The organism is Helicobacter muridarum, assembly GCF_000765805.2.
Lineage (GTDB): Bacteria > Campylobacterota > Campylobacteria > Campylobacterales > Helicobacteraceae > Helicobacter_A > Helicobacter_A muridarum.
The window spans coordinates 39739-57653 of record NZ_JRPD02000008.1 but is presented as its reverse complement, the minus strand read 5'-3'; the positions used below and the strand labels follow the sequence as shown (position 1 = coordinate 57653).

Annotated in this window: 12 protein-coding genes; 3 read left to right on the top strand and 9 right to left on the bottom strand. The window is 32.0% G+C overall.

Translation table 11 applies throughout. The features are described from left to right. Positions 1 to 38 precede the first annotated feature (38 nt). The 7 genes from flgL to nhaA all read right to left on the bottom strand — a co-directional run bounded on the left by flgL (position 39) and on the right by nhaA (position 8503). The gene (gene flgL, locus LS73_RS05000) at positions 39 to 2591 is read right to left on the bottom strand and encodes a flagellar hook-associated protein FlgL (protein WP_034556744.1); all 2553 of its coding nucleotides are present in this window, start codon (positions 2589 to 2591) and stop codon (positions 39 to 41) included. 190 nt (positions 2592 to 2781) lie between these two features. After that, complete coding sequence (locus LS73_RS04995; protein WP_052089441.1) at positions 2782 to 3126, bottom strand: hypothetical protein; 345 nt, start codon at positions 3124 to 3126, stop codon at positions 2782 to 2784. Between the two features lie 30 nt (positions 3127 to 3156). Beyond that, positions 3157 to 3837 carry a F0F1 ATP synthase subunit A gene (locus tag LS73_RS04990; RefSeq protein WP_034556745.1) on the bottom strand — a complete coding sequence of 227 codons (681 nt, stop codon included), beginning with the start codon at positions 3835 to 3837 and terminating at the stop codon, positions 3157 to 3159. Positions 3838 to 4063: 226 nt separating this feature from the next. After that, positions 4064 to 5080, bottom strand: a complete 1017-nt coding sequence (gene secF, locus LS73_RS04985) for a protein translocase subunit SecF (protein ID WP_034556746.1) — start codon at positions 5078 to 5080, stop codon at positions 4064 to 4066. An 11-nt stretch (positions 5081 to 5091) separates the two neighbouring features. Beyond that, positions 5092 to 6735, bottom strand: coding sequence for a protein translocase subunit SecD (gene secD / locus LS73_RS04980; protein WP_034556749.1), 1644 nt, complete (start codon positions 6733 to 6735; stop codon positions 5092 to 5094). A gap of 85 nt (positions 6736 to 6820) precedes the next feature. Next, positions 6821 to 7117 carry a preprotein translocase subunit YajC gene (gene yajC / locus LS73_RS04975; RefSeq protein ID WP_034556750.1) on the bottom strand — a complete coding sequence of 99 codons (297 nt, stop codon included), beginning with the start codon at positions 7115 to 7117 and terminating at the stop codon, positions 6821 to 6823. A 72-nt stretch (positions 7118 to 7189) separates the two neighbouring features. Further along, the gene (nhaA, locus tag LS73_RS04970; protein ID WP_034556751.1) at positions 7190 to 8503 is read right to left on the bottom strand and encodes a sodium/proton antiporter NhaA; all 1314 of its coding nucleotides are present in this window, start codon (positions 8501 to 8503) and stop codon (positions 7190 to 7192) included. A 226-nt stretch (positions 8504 to 8729) separates the two neighbouring features. Here nhaA and LS73_RS04965 point away from each other — a divergent pair, with 226 nt between their 5' ends. Next, positions 8730 to 10949 (top strand): hypothetical protein, encoded by a 2220-nt coding sequence (locus LS73_RS04965; RefSeq protein ID WP_034556752.1) that lies wholly within the window; start codon positions 8730 to 8732, stop codon positions 10947 to 10949. An 89-nt stretch (positions 10950 to 11038) separates the two neighbouring features. Here the strand turns inward: LS73_RS04965 and LS73_RS04960 are convergent, their stop codons facing one another. Both LS73_RS04960 and pyrD read right to left on the bottom strand, forming a co-directional pair. Continuing rightward, a complete protein-coding gene (locus LS73_RS04960; RefSeq protein WP_034556755.1) occupies positions 11039 to 12307 on the bottom strand; it encodes a M16 family metallopeptidase in 1269 nt (422 codons plus the stop codon). A 69-nt stretch (positions 12308 to 12376) separates the two neighbouring features. Next, positions 12377 to 13453: a dihydroorotate dehydrogenase (quinone) gene (pyrD, locus tag LS73_RS04955; RefSeq protein WP_034556756.1), complete on the bottom strand. Its 1077-nt coding sequence runs from the start codon at positions 13451 to 13453 to the stop codon at positions 12377 to 12379. A 194-nt stretch (positions 13454 to 13647) separates the two neighbouring features. Here pyrD and LS73_RS04950 point away from each other — a divergent pair, with 194 nt between their 5' ends. Beyond that, positions 13648 to 17151, top strand: a complete 3504-nt coding sequence (locus LS73_RS04950) for a hypothetical protein (protein ID WP_138069991.1) — start codon at positions 13648 to 13650, stop codon at positions 17149 to 17151. 27 nt (positions 17152 to 17178) lie between these two features. After that, complete coding sequence (locus LS73_RS04945; protein WP_034556758.1) at positions 17179 to 17907, top strand: OmpA family protein; 729 nt, start codon at positions 17179 to 17181, stop codon at positions 17905 to 17907. Positions 17908 to 17915: the final 8 nt, after the last annotated feature.

Genomic DNA, 17915 nt, shown 5'->3' with positions numbered 1-17915 from the left:
AAGCCAAAGATAGAATAACAAATAAATATTAGTAGAATCTAGTTAAGATAATTCACAAGCGAAAGACCATTAATTCTATTCGTAGAAGATAGAACAGCTTGATAATTATTGCTAAGATTGGTAAATTTATTATAAGTTTCTGCCAAATCAGCACCTATTACCTCTCCCTTGATTCCGCTTACTTGTGTTTTAATAATCTCATTCCTTGTGATTGCATTTTGGAATGTCCTTGTGTGAGCTCCATTTTTAGCAATAATTTTCTCTATATGATCGCTTAAATGATCAATTAGTTCTATGTTATTCTGCAAACCGATACTTTGCATAGTATCATCATAACGTTGTCCATGTAATGCTCCTGCACGATATACACCATTTCGCACAGAATGGATTGCATCATCTAATCCTTTAAAGAAATTTATCTTTGGATCATCTACAACTAATGCTCCATTAGCATTAAATCTTATATTTGAAACCGAATTGCGTATTGATTCTGGACTAAAGCTATCTTGGTCTTTATCATAAAACATCATAGACATTCTAGTAACAGAGCGAATATTATCTTGAATCACCATCTTGCCTTCTTTGTCTATATAAATACTCACTTTAGTATTTGCCCTATTTACAAGTGCTTCATAAGCGTCCTTTGCTGCTTGTGTTGGCTTGCCTTTAATCTCTGCTAAGCGAAGAGATTCTTCATCTTCATTGCTATAATTTAGTGCAATTGCCATAGCATCCATAATCTGCCTATATGTAACTATATCACCATGGCTAACTGTTACTTGTGGTGGCTCATCATCAGGGTTAAATAGAGGAATCTTTATAGTGCTAGATTCTAATTTTTGTGATGGCAACTCAAGGAAGCTACCTTGTTTGGTAAAAGTAAGACTAGCATGAAATTCAATTCCATTATGATCTTGAAACTTAAATCCATAAGTTTTACCATTAAGAGATCCATCTGTAACCTCAATTAACTTTGTAGCATCATTTGCAAGATATGAAGTCCCAGATATTACTTGGGCTATATTACCCCTAAGCTTAGAACCTAACTGATGAAAACCTGTTTTTGTATAATTTACTCCAAGAGCAGCAGTAAAACCATTAACTGGATTCTTATCCTCTCCTAACGTTTCAAGTCTAATTGAGAACCCTCTATCACCATCAAATGGATTATTTGCTGAATCCTTGCTCTTAGATTTGACATTATTATCATATATAGTAATATGACCATAATCTAACTCAACCTCAATATTTCCACCAAAATAATCTTTAATCGATTGGAACAAATCTCTAATCTCCATGCCCTGTATATCAAATACAGCTGGCTCACCCAATTCCCTATCGTCAACGCTGCCATCTGTTTTATTTGGAGCAGTGCCACTAATTCTAATATAACGGGTAGAAGTAGACAATATATCTGAAAGCTTAGAATCTATCTCTGCCATCGTATTATTTTTATGCAAAAATGTTGTTGGGATATGTGTTACCCGATTATCATATAAATCATTCACACCCTTAAGATTGCTAGCACTAAACTCTGAAATAAGATTCTGTGAGCTATATACTTTTACACGAGCACCAAGGGATTCTAAATCAGTGGTATTCTCCACATCCAAATTGCTTGAAATCATATGAAAATCAATGCTAGAGCTTCCCGGTTTTAGATCCTTTATCTCAATTTGTCCCCATTTATTAAGTCTCACATCAACTACTTGAGTTTTATTTGTATTGCCATAAGCCTTACCAATTCTATCTAGTAGATCTCTAATTCTTGTAGAATTATTTGGGTGTGAATATCCAACATCAAGCGAAAATTTATCCTTAAAGCTCTGACCTCGACTATTCACACCTTGCAAATAGAAATATTCCTTACCATTATTAGATGGATTATTATCATTATCACCTATCATATCTCGTAATGTGTCATTCTCATTCAAATAAACCTCAATTGGTTCACTATGCCTTTCAGAATTATCCATAATTGATGGATGAAGCCTTGTTTGATTTAGCATGCGCTCATTAGTAGTAATAATGCGGTGCTTGTCATTATCAAAACCATAAAAAAGTTCCTCACCTGTAACATTGAAAGGAACAAGATTTTTAGAGCTAACAAGAGCACTTAAAGACTCATCATTGCCATAATAATTTCCATCCATATCAAACGGCTGTGTGCTTACCTTACTACCTGAAAAAATAAACTTACCACCAACAGAAGTATTTGCAATATTTATAATATGAGCCTTTATTGCCTCTAAATCACGAGCTAAAGCTTCTCTTGATGTAGGTGTATGCAAATCATTTGCACCATGCAACATCTTTGTCTTAAAATGCACCATTGCAGTAGACATCTCCTGTAATGCTCTATCTGTATTGAGAGTATTTATCTCGGCAGTCCTTGATACTTCTATACCTTGAGTAAGCGTTGTTTCGTCATATTCTAGCTTTAAGTTCTGATTAGAAATGCTTGCATTTTGCCAACCATATTGAATCTCCTTACCATTTGCGATTTTGGTATTAGTCTCATTTAGCTTCGAAGTAAGAGAGCTTTGGTTATTTAGCATTTGACTATATTTTGTTCCAAATGTTACACGCATGATTGAGCCTTAGATACAATATTGTCTATTACAAGCAAAATATATACCAGATACTAATCAATATGCTTAAGAAATATATTAACAACAATAACCCCTATTAAAGCATTAATAAAGATAACTATAGAAGTAAAACTTAGAGAAAATTTTTATAAATCTAATGACAAAATTATACAAAATAAGCTAAAAAGAATTAGTTTGAACCTGCATTAGTATGATTATTATCCAATGTAGAATCAACTAGATTATATTGAGAATCTGAATAAAGTAAATGTAAAATTTTTTCCTGAGATTCATGTATTTTTATTTGAGCATCAAGGGACATTTGAGCTAATTCAATTCGTATTCGAAAATATCTAATCATTATCATCAAGAAAATGAATACAGTAAAAAAACTAACAGCCAACAAAATAGAGGAAAAAAAGTCTGGAGTAATTATAAAAGCTAAAGATGCAGCAAATATTGAACATCCAAAAAAGAAACCATAAAAAAAGTCTAAAATAGCTATGACTCTATTAATGCCTATTTTATTGCTCATTACTTATAATCTACCATCAAGGAAAGAATATTAATGATCGTCCTCTATTAGCACTGCACTAGCCAGATAAACATATGTAAGAATCATAAACACGAAAGCCTGCAATACAGCCATAAACATAAGAATAGCAAACGGCAACAATGGGACTATCCAAGGAACTAATGTTAGCATAACTAATAAGAACATATCATCACCCTTGATATTGCCAAATAAACGAAAGGATAAAGAAATGATTCTAGAAAGATGAGAGATTATCTCTATCGGAAATAATAACGGGGAAAGTAACTTAACTGGACCTGCGAAATGTCCAAAATATTTAATAACTCCATTAGCCCTAATACCTTCAAAATGGTAGTAAAAAAATACAATCAAAGCAAGCACCAAAGTAAAACTAATGCTTGAGGTAGGAGATTCAAAACCAGGAACAATTCCTATTACATTGCAATAAAACACAAAAACACCTATACTTCCAGCTAAAGGAAAATATTTCCTTGCTAGCTTATCCCCTAATGTGTCCTTACCAACATATAGCATACCGCTAATGATCCACTCATAAAAATTTTGTATTCCTTTAGGAACAGCTTGTAACTTTCTAACTGCAAACATGCTTATCCCAATTGTTATAACAGCACTAAGCAAAGTGTAAAATATAGTAATGAAGCTATGATCTGTGCTAATTAGTCCAGCAAAGGTAAATAACTTATCATCCATGTCTCTATCCTTCATAAAAGTTTTTGATTGTATCATACAAATACTTAAGTTTTCTTAAAAAATATTATTACTCTATGGTAAGGAACAAATACATAACTAGCTAAGCATAAAACCAATAAATATTAGCTTCGTTCTAGTTGATTAGAAGAACTTAAATATTAACAATATAATAATTACTTATTTAATTCTATAGATATAACTAGGAATGACATAAAAGCAAACATAACTATAATCTACCACCCTCATACATCTGCCTCATTCTCTTTTTCTCTTCTGCCTTCTTTGCTTTTTGTGCTTCTCTAGCATAATATTTTTCAATAGAGAATCCAAGCATAATAGCTAGCTTTGGAGCTACAAACATAGAACTATATGTTCCAAAAACAACTCCAACAAGCAAAGGAAGTGAAAATCCAATAATGATTTCACCACCAAATAAATATAAAGTTAGAACAACAAAGAACATTGTAAGAGAGGTGAGAGTCGTCCTAGATAGGGTTCGGGATATAGCCTCATTAATAACTTCTTGAATAGACATCTTCTTGCCTTCTAACATCTTTTCTCTGATTCTATCAAATACGATGATTGTATCATTTATAGAATACCCAAGCAAAGTAAGTAATGCAGCTACTACCTCTAAATTCAAATCAATGTCAAATAAAATCACACTACTAGCAGTAATCATTACGTCATGCACAAGGGTTATAATAGAAGCAAGGGCAAAACGCCACTCATACCTAAAGCTAACATAAAGCATAATAGCAATAACAGCTAGCAAAAGAGAAATAACCGCGCTCCTAGCCAACTCATCTCCAACTTTTGGACCAATGCTATCTAACTTACGAATCTCAAAATCACCAATAGGGCTTAATATCTCATTAATCCTATTAGCTAACATACTAGACTGCAAATTAGGGTTAAATGGAATCTTAATAAGAATCTCCCTATCATTGCCAAAATTGCTAACTTGAGAACCATTAAAACTAGAATCCTGACTAAGAAGATTCCTTATAGTTTGAATATTTGTAATACTAATATCATTAGAGCTGGATTCTATCTGATCTCCAGAGTTAGAAGATTGCAACTGAATTTGCACGACACTACCTCCAGCAAAATCTATGCCCAAACTAAAACCCACTCCAAAAAACAGATATAAGGAAAATACGCTAAGAATAGCAGATAATATCAAGCCATATCTGCTCCAATATACAAAATCAAATATCTTGTTGTGTTTAAAAAGTTCCATTCAATCTACTTTTATCGTGTTAATGCGATGTCTGAATTTCGCACACCAAACCAAAAATATAATTTACTTCTATCGATTTTATTCTCAAGCAATAAATATACTCCATGTGTTCCAATAATTGCTGTAACAATTGATGCAATAATTCCTATACTGGTTGTAATAGCAAAGCCCTTAATAGAACCAGTGCCATACATATACAGTAACAAAGAAGCAATTAAAGAGGTAATATTGGCATCAAATATAGCTCTAGAAGCATTCTCATATCCCACTTTCAAAGACTTAACAACACTTTGACCATCTCTAAAAGCCTCTCTTATACGTTCGTTAATAATGATATTGGCATCAACAGCCATACCTACAGTCAATACTATACCAGCCATACCAGGTAAAGTAAGAGTAGCTCCAAATAATGCCATAACACTAACAATTAGCAAAAGATTAATAACCAATGCTATTGAAGCAAATAAGCCAGCAATAGAGTAATATGCAATCATAAAGCCTACAACTAATATAAATCCTGTAACCAAAGCAATAAAAGCTGCTCGTATAGAATCTGCACCAAGACTTGGTCCAACACTTCTTTGCTCAACAACATGCACAGGAGCTAAGAGGGCACCAGATCTAAGCGTGATAGCTAAATCGTTTGCGCTTTGCATAGTAAAATTGCCGCTTATAATACCATTACCTCCTCCAATCTTAGATTGAATAGTAGGAGCTGAAAAAATCTTTTTATCAAGGACAATAGCAAGTCTATTGTGTATATTCTGAGATGTGAAATCGCCAAATATCTGTGCTCCCTTGGAATTTAGCTTGAAGCTAACTGCAGGATTGCCATTATCATCTGCTGCGGTCCTTGCGTCTGATAGCTCACTACCATCAAGGATTGGCAAAGATTTTAATGGCAATTTTACAGATCCTGCTATATCATCTGAAAAAGGAAGTAAAATAGCATCATACTTAGCTGCATCTTCAACTGTAATATTTTCACCATTTGACATTCTTCTAGCAAGAGATTCATCAACAGCCATAAACTCTAACTTAGCACTTTTGGAAACTAAGTCTATTAATCTTTGTTGCTCCTCTAATGTCTTTACACCCGGCATCTCTACATTAATTTGATTGATGCCTTGTCTAGATACGCTAGGCTCTGCTAATCCAAACCTATCTAATCTATTCCTAATTGTTCCAATAGCTTGCTCTAGCGCGCTTCTCTCTATTAGCTTTATTTCCTCTTTAGTCAATGTAATGATATACTGGTTGGAATCACGTTCTATATCTATACCTTGTATTTCCTTAAGCACATCTTCTAATTTATTTGCCTTATTAGGGTCTAGAAGCAAAAAGCTAACTCTGTCTGCATCGATTTTAAGTCTTGTGATTAGAATTTTTTCTCTTTGTGTTTGAAATCTAATATCAGTTAATATGGTTGTATATCTACTATCAACAGCCGCCTTAACATCAACATCAAGCAATAGGCTTAGTCCACCCTGCAAATCAAGTCCAAGATTAATTTTTGGTTTATCAGCAAAGAATGGATAAGCTTCCTTATTCTGAAAAAAAGAAGGAATGCTAAATATAATCGCAAATAGACTTGCAATGATTAATGTTGCAAGACGATAATTAAATGGCTTGTTGGTATTGATATGTTTTGTCATTACAATCTCTATTATTAATATAAATAACTAATTATTAAATCTAGCATTTCAAACTAATAAAACAACAGCTAGACATTAGGATTGATTAGCTTGATTTAGAATCTCCATTACTAGAAATTTCATCAATTTTGTATGCTACATAATCCTTAGATAAACGAACCTGATTATCTCCTAGCTTAACATTAATGAAATTATCTTCTTGCTTGATAACTTCACACACAAACCCACCATTTGTAACTATCTTATCTCCTCGTTTAAGATTAGTAACCATCTCTACATGCCTCTTCTTTTGTTGTTGCTGTGGGCGAAAAACCAAAAAATAAAATACCAAAATCAATACAAGAAGAGGCACAAATGAAACAAAAGGTTCCAGTTGATCCATACAAACTCCTTACAATCTCAAACTAAACTTACATGAAACAATAACATTATAATTTTACCATTATATGAGGTATTATTTTTTTATTTTTCCATAAAAAAGCAAGAAAATTACACCAATGACACATGAAAACAAAGATGCAAGTAAAATGCTAATTTTAGATAACTCCTTGGAAGATTCTAAGTCAAATGCCAAAGCAGACACGAACAACGACATAGTAAACCCAATACCAGCTAACATGCCAGCACCAAGTATATGTCCCCAACCAATGGAATTAGGACGACTAGCAATACCAAACTTTTCACAAGCAAATGTAGCCAATAATACTCCAACGGGCTTACCTACCACTAAGCCTAAAAATATTCCCCAGAATATATGATCAATATTGAAATCAAAATTACCAGATATATTAACTCCAGCATTGGCAAATGCAAACAAAGGCATAATGAAATATGCGCTCCATGGTTGCAAAAAATGCTCAAGTCTTAGTAGTGGATTCTGTGCATTAATAGCAACACGTTGAATATCATGAATCATTTCTAATTGTTCTGAATTAAGCAAAACATTATCGTCCTTACCTTTGACATAGCTGCTAGAAAAGCGATTTATAGAATCTTCAAATTTAGAAAATTTATACTTTGCTTTTAGAGGAATACAAAACGCAAGTGCAACTGCAGCAATGGTTGCATGAACTCCGCTTGCATGCACGCAAAACCACAAGAATACACCAAAGATCAGATAAACAACAAGGCTCTTTATGCCCAAATTATTAAAAATAATTAGCAATAAAATAATAAAGCCAGACATCATAAGCCAAAATAAGTTTATATCACCGCCATAAAACAAAGCAATAACAACAATAGCACCTAAATCATCTACAACAGCTAGAGTAACCAAAAATACCTTTAATGCTATGGGAACACGACTACCAAGCACCATAATTACCCCTAAAGCAAATGCAATATCTGTAGCCATTGGGATACCAAATCCATGAGCTGAAGGCGTTCCCATATTCAAATAATAATAAATAAGGCCTGGCACTATCATGCCACCAACTGCTGCTATGGCAGGGAATGCAGCCTTAGAAAATGAGTTAAGCTCACCAAAAATCATCTCACGTTTTATCTCTAACCCTACCAATAAAAAAAAGAATGCCATTAATACGTCATTTATCCAATCATGAATAGAAAATCCTATAAAATGATCGTCAAATTGAAATCCAAACTGCGTATGAAAAAAGTGTTGATAAAGATCTCCAAAACTTGAATTAGCAACAATTAGGGCTAATATGGTAGAAAAAGCAAGAAAAATCCCACCAAAAGACTCGCTTCTAACGAAGTCTATAAACATCTGTGTAGTATTCCCCTTCTTGTTTATATCATGCTGCATGCTACTCCTTATAAAATAAGCGCAAAATCAAGAATTAATTATATAAAAAAAACTTAAATCAATAAATTAAGCTTGTATAATCACAATATTAACTACAGCTCCCAAATAATAAAAGCACAATTAAACACAAAAAAAGGGTAAATATGTTGCATAAATCAAGATATATATATATATATATATATATATATTAGTAACGGGTATCAGCATTGTAGCAATCATTGCTCTAATGTATTTGGGCAATAAAACTAGATATGGCTACATTAGCCATATAAGCCTAAGTAAAGAAAATACTATTGCAGCGCATAAGAATCTTTGTCAAAGCCTACAAATAAAGTATCCTATAAATTCATCAAATTTACAAAGCTTCATAGATTCAGACTTGCTTTATTTTACATTTTATATCAAAGATAAAGACTTTACACTTAACAAATCATTCGACAGCTCTACAATACCAATAGAAACTATAAATTATTACAATCAATACTTAAATTCACATTGCAAAAAAGATACCAACAAAAAGGACAATACTATTGATAATGGAATAAAAAATAAAGATAACTATAAAACTACACCTAATAATAAAAATGAACCAAACAATCTATATCAAAAAATACTTGAGTGGTCATATTCCATACAAAATATTTCAAAAGATTCTGAAGTTAAAGCAATATATAACAATGAAGATATAAAAATATATATCTATGGATTTAGATTTAATAGTGATGAAAAAATATTCCGCCCTAATGATATATTCCAAGTTATACCAGATTATAGCAATATGCCCAATTTCATCTATGCTATACACGGCTATAAACATTCGCGTTTTGGTGATTTTGCAAGTTTTAAAAAATTAGAAACTAATTCTATTGAAATTACCAATATAGCATATAAGCTAACCCTAAAACCTAAGTTCATAATCCATACATTGACAGCCCTATTCTTAATTGGAATAATAGTAGCAATGCTAACATTTGGCATAGAATCAATTAAACAAAAATTCTTGGCTATTATACCCTTAAAGCTAAAGATTCCAAACACCAATGGGATATGCCCTAATAGACAAAAAGAGCTATTATCGGTTGTTTTATCCAATTTTGTATTCACCATTTATTGCATATTTATTGCATTGATAATAATATCACAGAGTATGCTTATCTCAATAGATGGAGATGATTGGGTGTATGCCAATTCAGATGGAGTATTTTATCAGCCCTATCAGATATTTGGTGAATTCTGGTCTAGAGGAAGACATTTTGTAGATATTCTAGTATCACTTTGTATGTTACCCTTAGGACGCGTATTTATATCCTTTGGTTTCTCACCATTGGAAACTCAAGAGTTCTTTAGCGCGTTTTTTAGCCTTGTGTTTTATTTCCTGCTATTTACAACCCTGTCAATTCTTGTTTGGATTCTAAATAAAAAGCAACATTTTAAGATGATATTTGTTATTTGCTCACTTGGTTGTATTTACTGCTGTTCCCATGTTGCTAATTACAACACAGTAGCAGCATATATTGGGACAGCTGGATTTTCATTGCTATTTTTCTTGCCTATCGCATACTATTTTTTACATAATATAGAATATTCTTTGATTCTGAAAAACCCTATTGGTTATTGCATTTTATTCTTCTATGCATACTCGGCATGCTTTGTAACAGAAACTTCATCTCTTGCAATATTTGGCTTATCTGTATTTATACTAGTCTACTATTGTATCAAACAAGAAGAAAGCATAGAAATATCAATATTTATTCGAATTATGCTAATACTATTCCTAGTTCCAATATCCTTTATACTTACTATTTTATCTGGTAGAGGTGCAGTTCAAATAGAAGGCTTACATCAAACAAGAATACTAGATTCTATACTGCATGGTTTTTCATCGCAACCTATACTTTGCAAATATATCATCATTATATCCATCTTCTATCTTGGCTTTCTTTTTGTAAAGATGATACTAAGCAATATAGATAAGCAAGAATATTTCACTATTGCCCTATTATGCACTGGGTTACTTGGAGTTATTGGGTTTAGCGCAATAAATGTAAAATATATATTTTTCGAAGTGATTTTATTATTTTGTGCCCTACTATTTATGTTGCTAAGATTTAATAATCATAGCAATGCAATAATTAGATGGTTGTCTAGTTTTGTTGTAATATCGCTTATTGTATGCTTGAGCATACAGACTATTAGGGGTTATCATTTACATTTTTTGCAATATGCCAATAAGAATGCTCACAGAAACCTTATAGCAATATTTCAAAATGCAGAGAAGGAGGGATTAAGCAAGATTACTCTAAGTAAAGATGAGGCTATTGCAAATGGAATTGACTTGTTATTGTTAGAAGATAATCAAGAAAAACTTTACAATCAAGCAATTACACAATGGATATATAAATATGGATATACTAAAAAGCCTATTGGAATAGAGATTCTAAAATAATTTGAATAAAACAAAACTATGTTAGAAATACTTAGAATAAGGCTCTTATTTTATGCAGTTAAAAATTACAAAAATGCGATAAATAGCAATTAGTTTGTCATGATAAGGGTTGTAGAATTATCGATTGTAAAATATTTATTTACCACTTCTTGCAATTTTTTAGAATCTAGTTCATTTAAATTCTTCTCATAACTCAATAATGGCTCAATATCTCCTCGCACAAGATATGAACCAAAAAGCCCCGCAACAGAGCTAGCACTCTCCATGCTATATATAAACGAAGCTCTTGTATTGATTTTTACTTTATTTAGCTTTTCATCTGCAATAAGACTTTTTTTAAGCTTTTCAATCTCCTTTAGAATTTCAGCTTTCAAATCAACAGCCTTAACACCAACATTTCCAGTTACAATAATAATGAACATACCATCATCAACTAAATCCATGTTATAAACACTCACAGATGAAGCTAACTTTAACTTATCAGTTAAAAGTGCTGTTAAAACAGAGCTTTTTCCACCGCCTAGTATATCGGCAATAGCCTCTAGTGCAACTTGATCTTCATGATTGAATTTTGGGATTTTAAATCCCATCATAAGCCATTCAATGCCACCTGTATCCTTCTTAATATATGCTTCCCTTGCTCCATCTTGCTTTGGCTCTACAATATTAACATCTGGAATTATGGCTGTATTTTTAATCTCGCTAAAATATTTTTTTGCTTCATTAAATACTACAGAAGATTCTATATCGCCAGCTACGACAATAATAGCATTTTGGGGTTGGTAGTATAGACTATGAAATGCTTTGATATCTTCTAGCTTCCACGATTGTATATCATTCATAAATCCAATTGGCGTCCAATGATATGGGTGATATACATAAGCAGTATTAAAAAATCTAAAGAACAAATACCCGCTTGGTGAATTATCAGTTCTCCACAATCGCTCTTGCACTACTACATCACGTTCAGATTGAAATTCAGAATCTACAAACATAAGATTTTGCATTAGTTCAGAAAAAAGCTCTAAAGATTTAGAAAGATTATGCTTGCTAGATCGTATGTAATAACGTGTATAATCAAAACTTGTAGACGCATTATCACTGCCGCCCATTTTCTTCACAATCTCATCAAATTCACCAGCCTTAAGATTCTTTGTGCTCTTAAAATTCAAGTGTTCTAGCATATGTGCCATACCACTCTTTCCCATTACTTCATTGCGAGAACCAACCTTGTAAAAAACATTAGTCTCAATTACACCACTCTTATTATCTAACGGAATTACAACCACTTGCAAACCATTCTCAAGTGTAATAGCCTCATGCTTTGGCAACACATCACAAAATGCAAAACTACTCATAAAAACTCCTAAAAACAATATTCTGTATATATTAGATATAAAACCAAACATAAATAAAGAATCCTCTAATTATTGCGAAATATCCTTACCAATCATCTCTGATATGCTCTTAAATCCATCTACTTCTAATTTATGACTTAGCTCCTTATTAATATTTGCAATAAGTGATGGTCCATGAAATATAAAAGAAGTCATGAGTTGAACAAGAGACGCACCTAAACCCAATCTAGTATATAACTCATTTGCATCACTGATACCACCAAGCGATATAAGAGTAGTTTTACCAAAGAAATTTTGTCCTAAAATCTTAAGCACTGTGCGAGACTTCTCACATAATGCTTTGCCGCTTATCCCACCTATTGCTACATCATTCTTCTTAATTGGATTAGCAATTACATTATAGTCGATTGTGGTATTAGTAGCAACTATTCCATTAATTCCACAATCTATTGCTTTTTGGCATACAGCAAGCATAACATCTACTTCCATATCTGGAGAAATCTTAAGAAACAGAGGTTTATTTGTAACCTCTCTTGCCATAGAAATAAGTTCACCCACAAAAGACTCGTTTTGTAAATCACGTAAATTAGGAGTATTAGGTGAAGATAGATTGAATGTAAAATAATCACCATGATCTTTCAGTGTATCAAGGCTTAGCTCATAATTCTTTAGAGAATCTGATAATACAAGATCCTTATTCTTGCCTATATTAATTCCTAAGGGAATGCTAAATGGATAATGTTTCTTAAGATTTGCTAGCATACCGCGCGCTCCGATATTGTTAAATCCCATCGCATTTTGCATGCTTTCTTCTTCTATGTGACGAAAGATTCTAGGCTTAGGGTTGCCATTTTGAGGCATTTGAGTGATACTGCCAAGCTCTAAGAATCCAAATCCAATGCCCGCTAAACTTCGTATAAATTCGGCATTCTTATCAAAACCACTAGCAAGTCCTACAGGATTATAAAAATGCAAACCATGAATATCTTGAGAAAGATTGTCATAAACCTTGCAATAAGAGGCAACCAAATAAGATTCCAATAAGTGCAATTTTGGTGTAATAGACATCAATTTTGTAACAAGATTATGCGCTTTCTCTGGATCAATTTTAAAGAGTAATGGTTTTAGCTGCCGATAAAAACTCATAAAAATCCTTGATATAAAAAATTCTGTTATTATAACATAGCATTTCTGCACACTTTTTCAAGTATATTAAACCAATAGCCAAAAATCATACATAATAAATAATCTCACTAAAACATGTTACAATGTGAGCTGAAATTTTCTTTGCTTAAGTGAGAAATAATAAAATGATTGTCAATATAATTTTTACGATTCTTATGCTAGCCCTATGTACTTGGGATTTACAAAGTTTTAGAAAGGGCAACCACAAAGACTTCAAATCGCTTATTATGAGTATTGGGATACTCGGGACATTTGTAGGAATTTTCATTGGATTGCTAGGATTTGATACAAGAAACTTGTTAGAATCTGTTCCTACCCTACTAAATGGCTTAAAGACAGCATTTTATACATCAATAATAGGCATGGGGCTATCAATAGCATTAAGCATATATCAAAAAGGCAAGCAAACTAGCAAAGAAGAAGAAGCATCATTAGAATTTATAGCCAATCAAACACTAAAATTTGATGAGCTAATACATCTGAAAGAGCTAAATAAATTAAACCCAATTCTAGAAACCTTGCAAGATAACATTAATAAACAAGATAGCTTCAAATCAGATATAAAAGCAATGATGAAAGACGTTGATAGCTCGCTGCACAAGGCATTAGAAACTTTAGCCCTAGGTGCTAGTAAAGAGCTTATTAAAGCATTAGAGATTGTTATTAGCGACTTCAATAATAACTTAAAAGAACAGTTTGGAGAGAATTTCAAGGAACTAAATTATGCCACAAAAAATATCTTACAATGGCAGGAGAACTACAAAGAATATATTGATAAAAATACACAATTCTTAATCAACATACAGCAAACTTTGGAAGGTGCTAAGACAGCAATGGAGCAAAGCACAGAATCTATTCTAACAAATAAACTTCACCTAGAAGAAATGAAAGAATACAGTAACCAAAATAGAGACTTGCAACAACAACTAAAACAAGCTCTAGAAAATCTACTAATCCTAGAATCTAGCCTAGAAGAAAAGTTAAAATCAGTAGCAAGTCTAAAAGATTCTAGTCTAGAGGCACTAGAATATTCAAAAAGTTTTATATCTTCTTTATCCAAATCTAAAGATGAACTGCATGAATATTTAACGCAATATCAAAATAAAATCTTAGCATTCTTCGAGGACAACTTAGATAGACTAAATCAAAGCAACTCTAAGCTAGTATTGCAAAATCAAGATATATTGAACTATTTGCAAGATTCTTATATTAAAATTGAAAATATTTTTGAGTCCACAAATGAGAAGATTGAAAAATCTTTCCAGCAAACCACAGCTTGCACAGATGAGATAACAAGGCAGGTTAAGCAAAATTTAGAAGAAAGTGGCAAATCATTAGTATCACTTAACAGAGAGTTTAAACAGGGTGCTGATTCCATGTTAGAAAAGCTATATAATAGCACTCAAAAGAGCTTAGAATCAATGCAAAACATACAGCAAAAATCAAACGAACTATATGATGAAAAATTCCATATACTAGATAAGAATCTCTCCCAAACTATGGAAACATTTGATAAGTCTTTGCAAAACAATACACAGAATTTCAAGGATTTCACAAAAGAATGTTTAGACGATTTACAAGGCAAAATTAGCATGATACATAGCCAAATTCAAGAATCTATAACCAGTAATCACAATATGATAAACAACAATATAGAGAATTTATGTGAAAATTTTCAATCTATAATTAGCAAAGACTATAACAATCTTCAAGAAAAGATTCTAGAAATGTCTTCCCTAGCCTTGCAAAAACAACAAGAAAACATAGAAACATATATTGCTGAAAGCACAAAAGGTTTAGAACACAATATAGAATCTCAAAATAAGCTAGCTAAATCACATATTCAAAATTTATCATTAATGCAAGAAAGTGCTATAAAAACAATGCAAGAAAATACCAACCAAACAAAAGAATTCTTAATAAAATCTCAAGAACTAAATATAAGTAACCTAGAAAAGATCCATAGCGTAGCACTAGAGAAAATAGAATCTACGAATTCGCAAACCACACAAAGAACGATAGATAATCTTGAAAATTTGCAATTAGCATATAAAGAAGATATAAAATCAAACCTAAAACTCACCAATGAAAATCTCCAAAATGAGATAAGTATGATGAAAGACAATACTAAATCAATGCTAGAAACAATAAGGACTAATCTTGAAACTCAACATAATCTACTCTCAGAATCTATTACTAATGTAATGAGAGATTCTCAAAGTTACTTTCAAACTACGCAAGATAATCTAAAAAATTTATTGCAAGGACAATACGAAAAGTTGCAACAAGCGTTTGAGAATCATACAAAAGAGCTAGATTCTTTCCTTATAACTCAAGCTCAAAATCTAACCCAAAGTATGCAAAGCCAAAACAATACACTGCAAGAAAATCTAAACATACAAGCCCAAACACTTCGCGATAACCTAACGCAAAAAGGTGATATATTGCATGAGTTTTTGCAAACACAAAGCACATCTCTAGATACAAATCTACAACAAATGCTAGGTAAATTCAATAAGATGCTAGAACACAACTATATTAACCTATCTGAAATGCTAGAAAAAGATAATACTCTAATAGTTCGCAGCCTAAACTCTCAAGCTGTGAATATTTCAAATGCCCTCATAGAATCACAAAATAAAATCGATTCACATTTACATACAAGTTATACAAAATTTTCAGAAAATACCAATTCAATCATGGAATCAATTGGAAAAAATGCACAATCTCTAAACAATAACTTAAACAAAAATACACTAGATATTCAACATCGATTCCAAGAACTAACCCAAATGATAGATAATATTAATAACCAAAGCAATAAGATACATGAGGAAAGGCTAGAAAAAGCAATACAAGAACAAAAAACAATCATGCAAAATCTAGAGCAAAATGGAGCTAAGTTCTATGATAATCTAAATGGGAATCTTGACTTAATGAAAACTAGCTTTCAGATGACAAGTCAAAATGTACAAAAGAGTTGTGAAGAAATAACTAGCAGCTTAACTAAACAAACTAGAGATTTATATGAGGAAATGGGCAACTTCTATAAGGAAAATCAAAACTTATATGAAGTCACATTAAATGAAAATAGCAATATTATGCAAAAATATCAAGAAGGAATAACAAATCATATTGAATCGATAAATGAAAAACTGCAAAACCAAATTAATTCTATTATGCAAAAACATCAAGGAGCAATAGAATCCCTTGATAAAAGCATTGTAGATTTTACGCAAAGTATTCAGACTTTTGAATCAATGTCAAAAAATAATGTAGACGGATTAAACACATACTTTAGAAATCTGTGCATACAATATATAAAGCTAATGCAAGCTAGCATGCAAAGCAATATTAAGAATCAAAAAGATGCTACACTTGAGATGAATAATGCGATGACAGCTATCAAAGAAAATATTAGTACTTTAGCTAACTCAAATGTAAATCTATTTAATAATCAAAAGGCAGCTTTAGATGATGTGGTATATCATTTCAAGGACAATATAGAAATATTAGTAAAGCAAAGTGCCAATCTCCAAGAAAATCTAGGCAACAATTTGGAAACATTAGATTCAAAATTAGAAAAAATGACAAAAAGTTTTGCAAATAACTATGAATGGTTTTTGAAACGCGTAAGAGATATTATGGGTGCACAATAAGATTAAATATTCACAATAAGAGTATAAATGGAAGATAAAAGCAGTCATTGGATTAGCATTTCAGATATGATGTCTGGGGTTATGATGATATTTGTCATGATCACAATTGCATTCATGGTAACACTAGAGAATGAAAAAAAGCAATTAGAGATTCAAAACGACAAGATAAGAGACCTAGCACAAAACTATTCCAATCTACAAAATGAGCTATATAAGGATTTGATGCAAGAATTTGGAAAGGATTTAGATAAATGGGATGCATTTATTGAAGAAGACACGACAATAAGATTTCAAAAGCAAGACATTCTATTTGATGTGGGGCAAAAAAGAGTAAAACAGAGATTCCAAAAAATACTAAATGACTTTTTTCCACGATACATAAAGATTCTATATGGCGATAAATATCGTGACTTTATAGAGGAAATTCGCATAGAAGGACATACATCAAAGGACTGGGAAGGCGCACAATCCCTAGAAAGACGTTATCTAGGCAATGCCGAATTAAGCCAAGAAAGAGCATTTCAAGTGCTAAAATATTGCTTCTCTTTATCTGGAATTAGCGATAAGCAAGAATGGCTGATTAAGTTGCTACGAGCAAATGGAGTGAGTTTTGCAAAGCCATTAACAAGCGATGAGTTATCTCGCAGGGTTGAATTCCAAGCAAGCTTTAAGGCAAATGAACAAATATTAAAGATTTTACAAATCTCAAAAGTTCCAAATGATGACACTAAAAAAGTAAATACAGAATCTAAATAGGTATATTA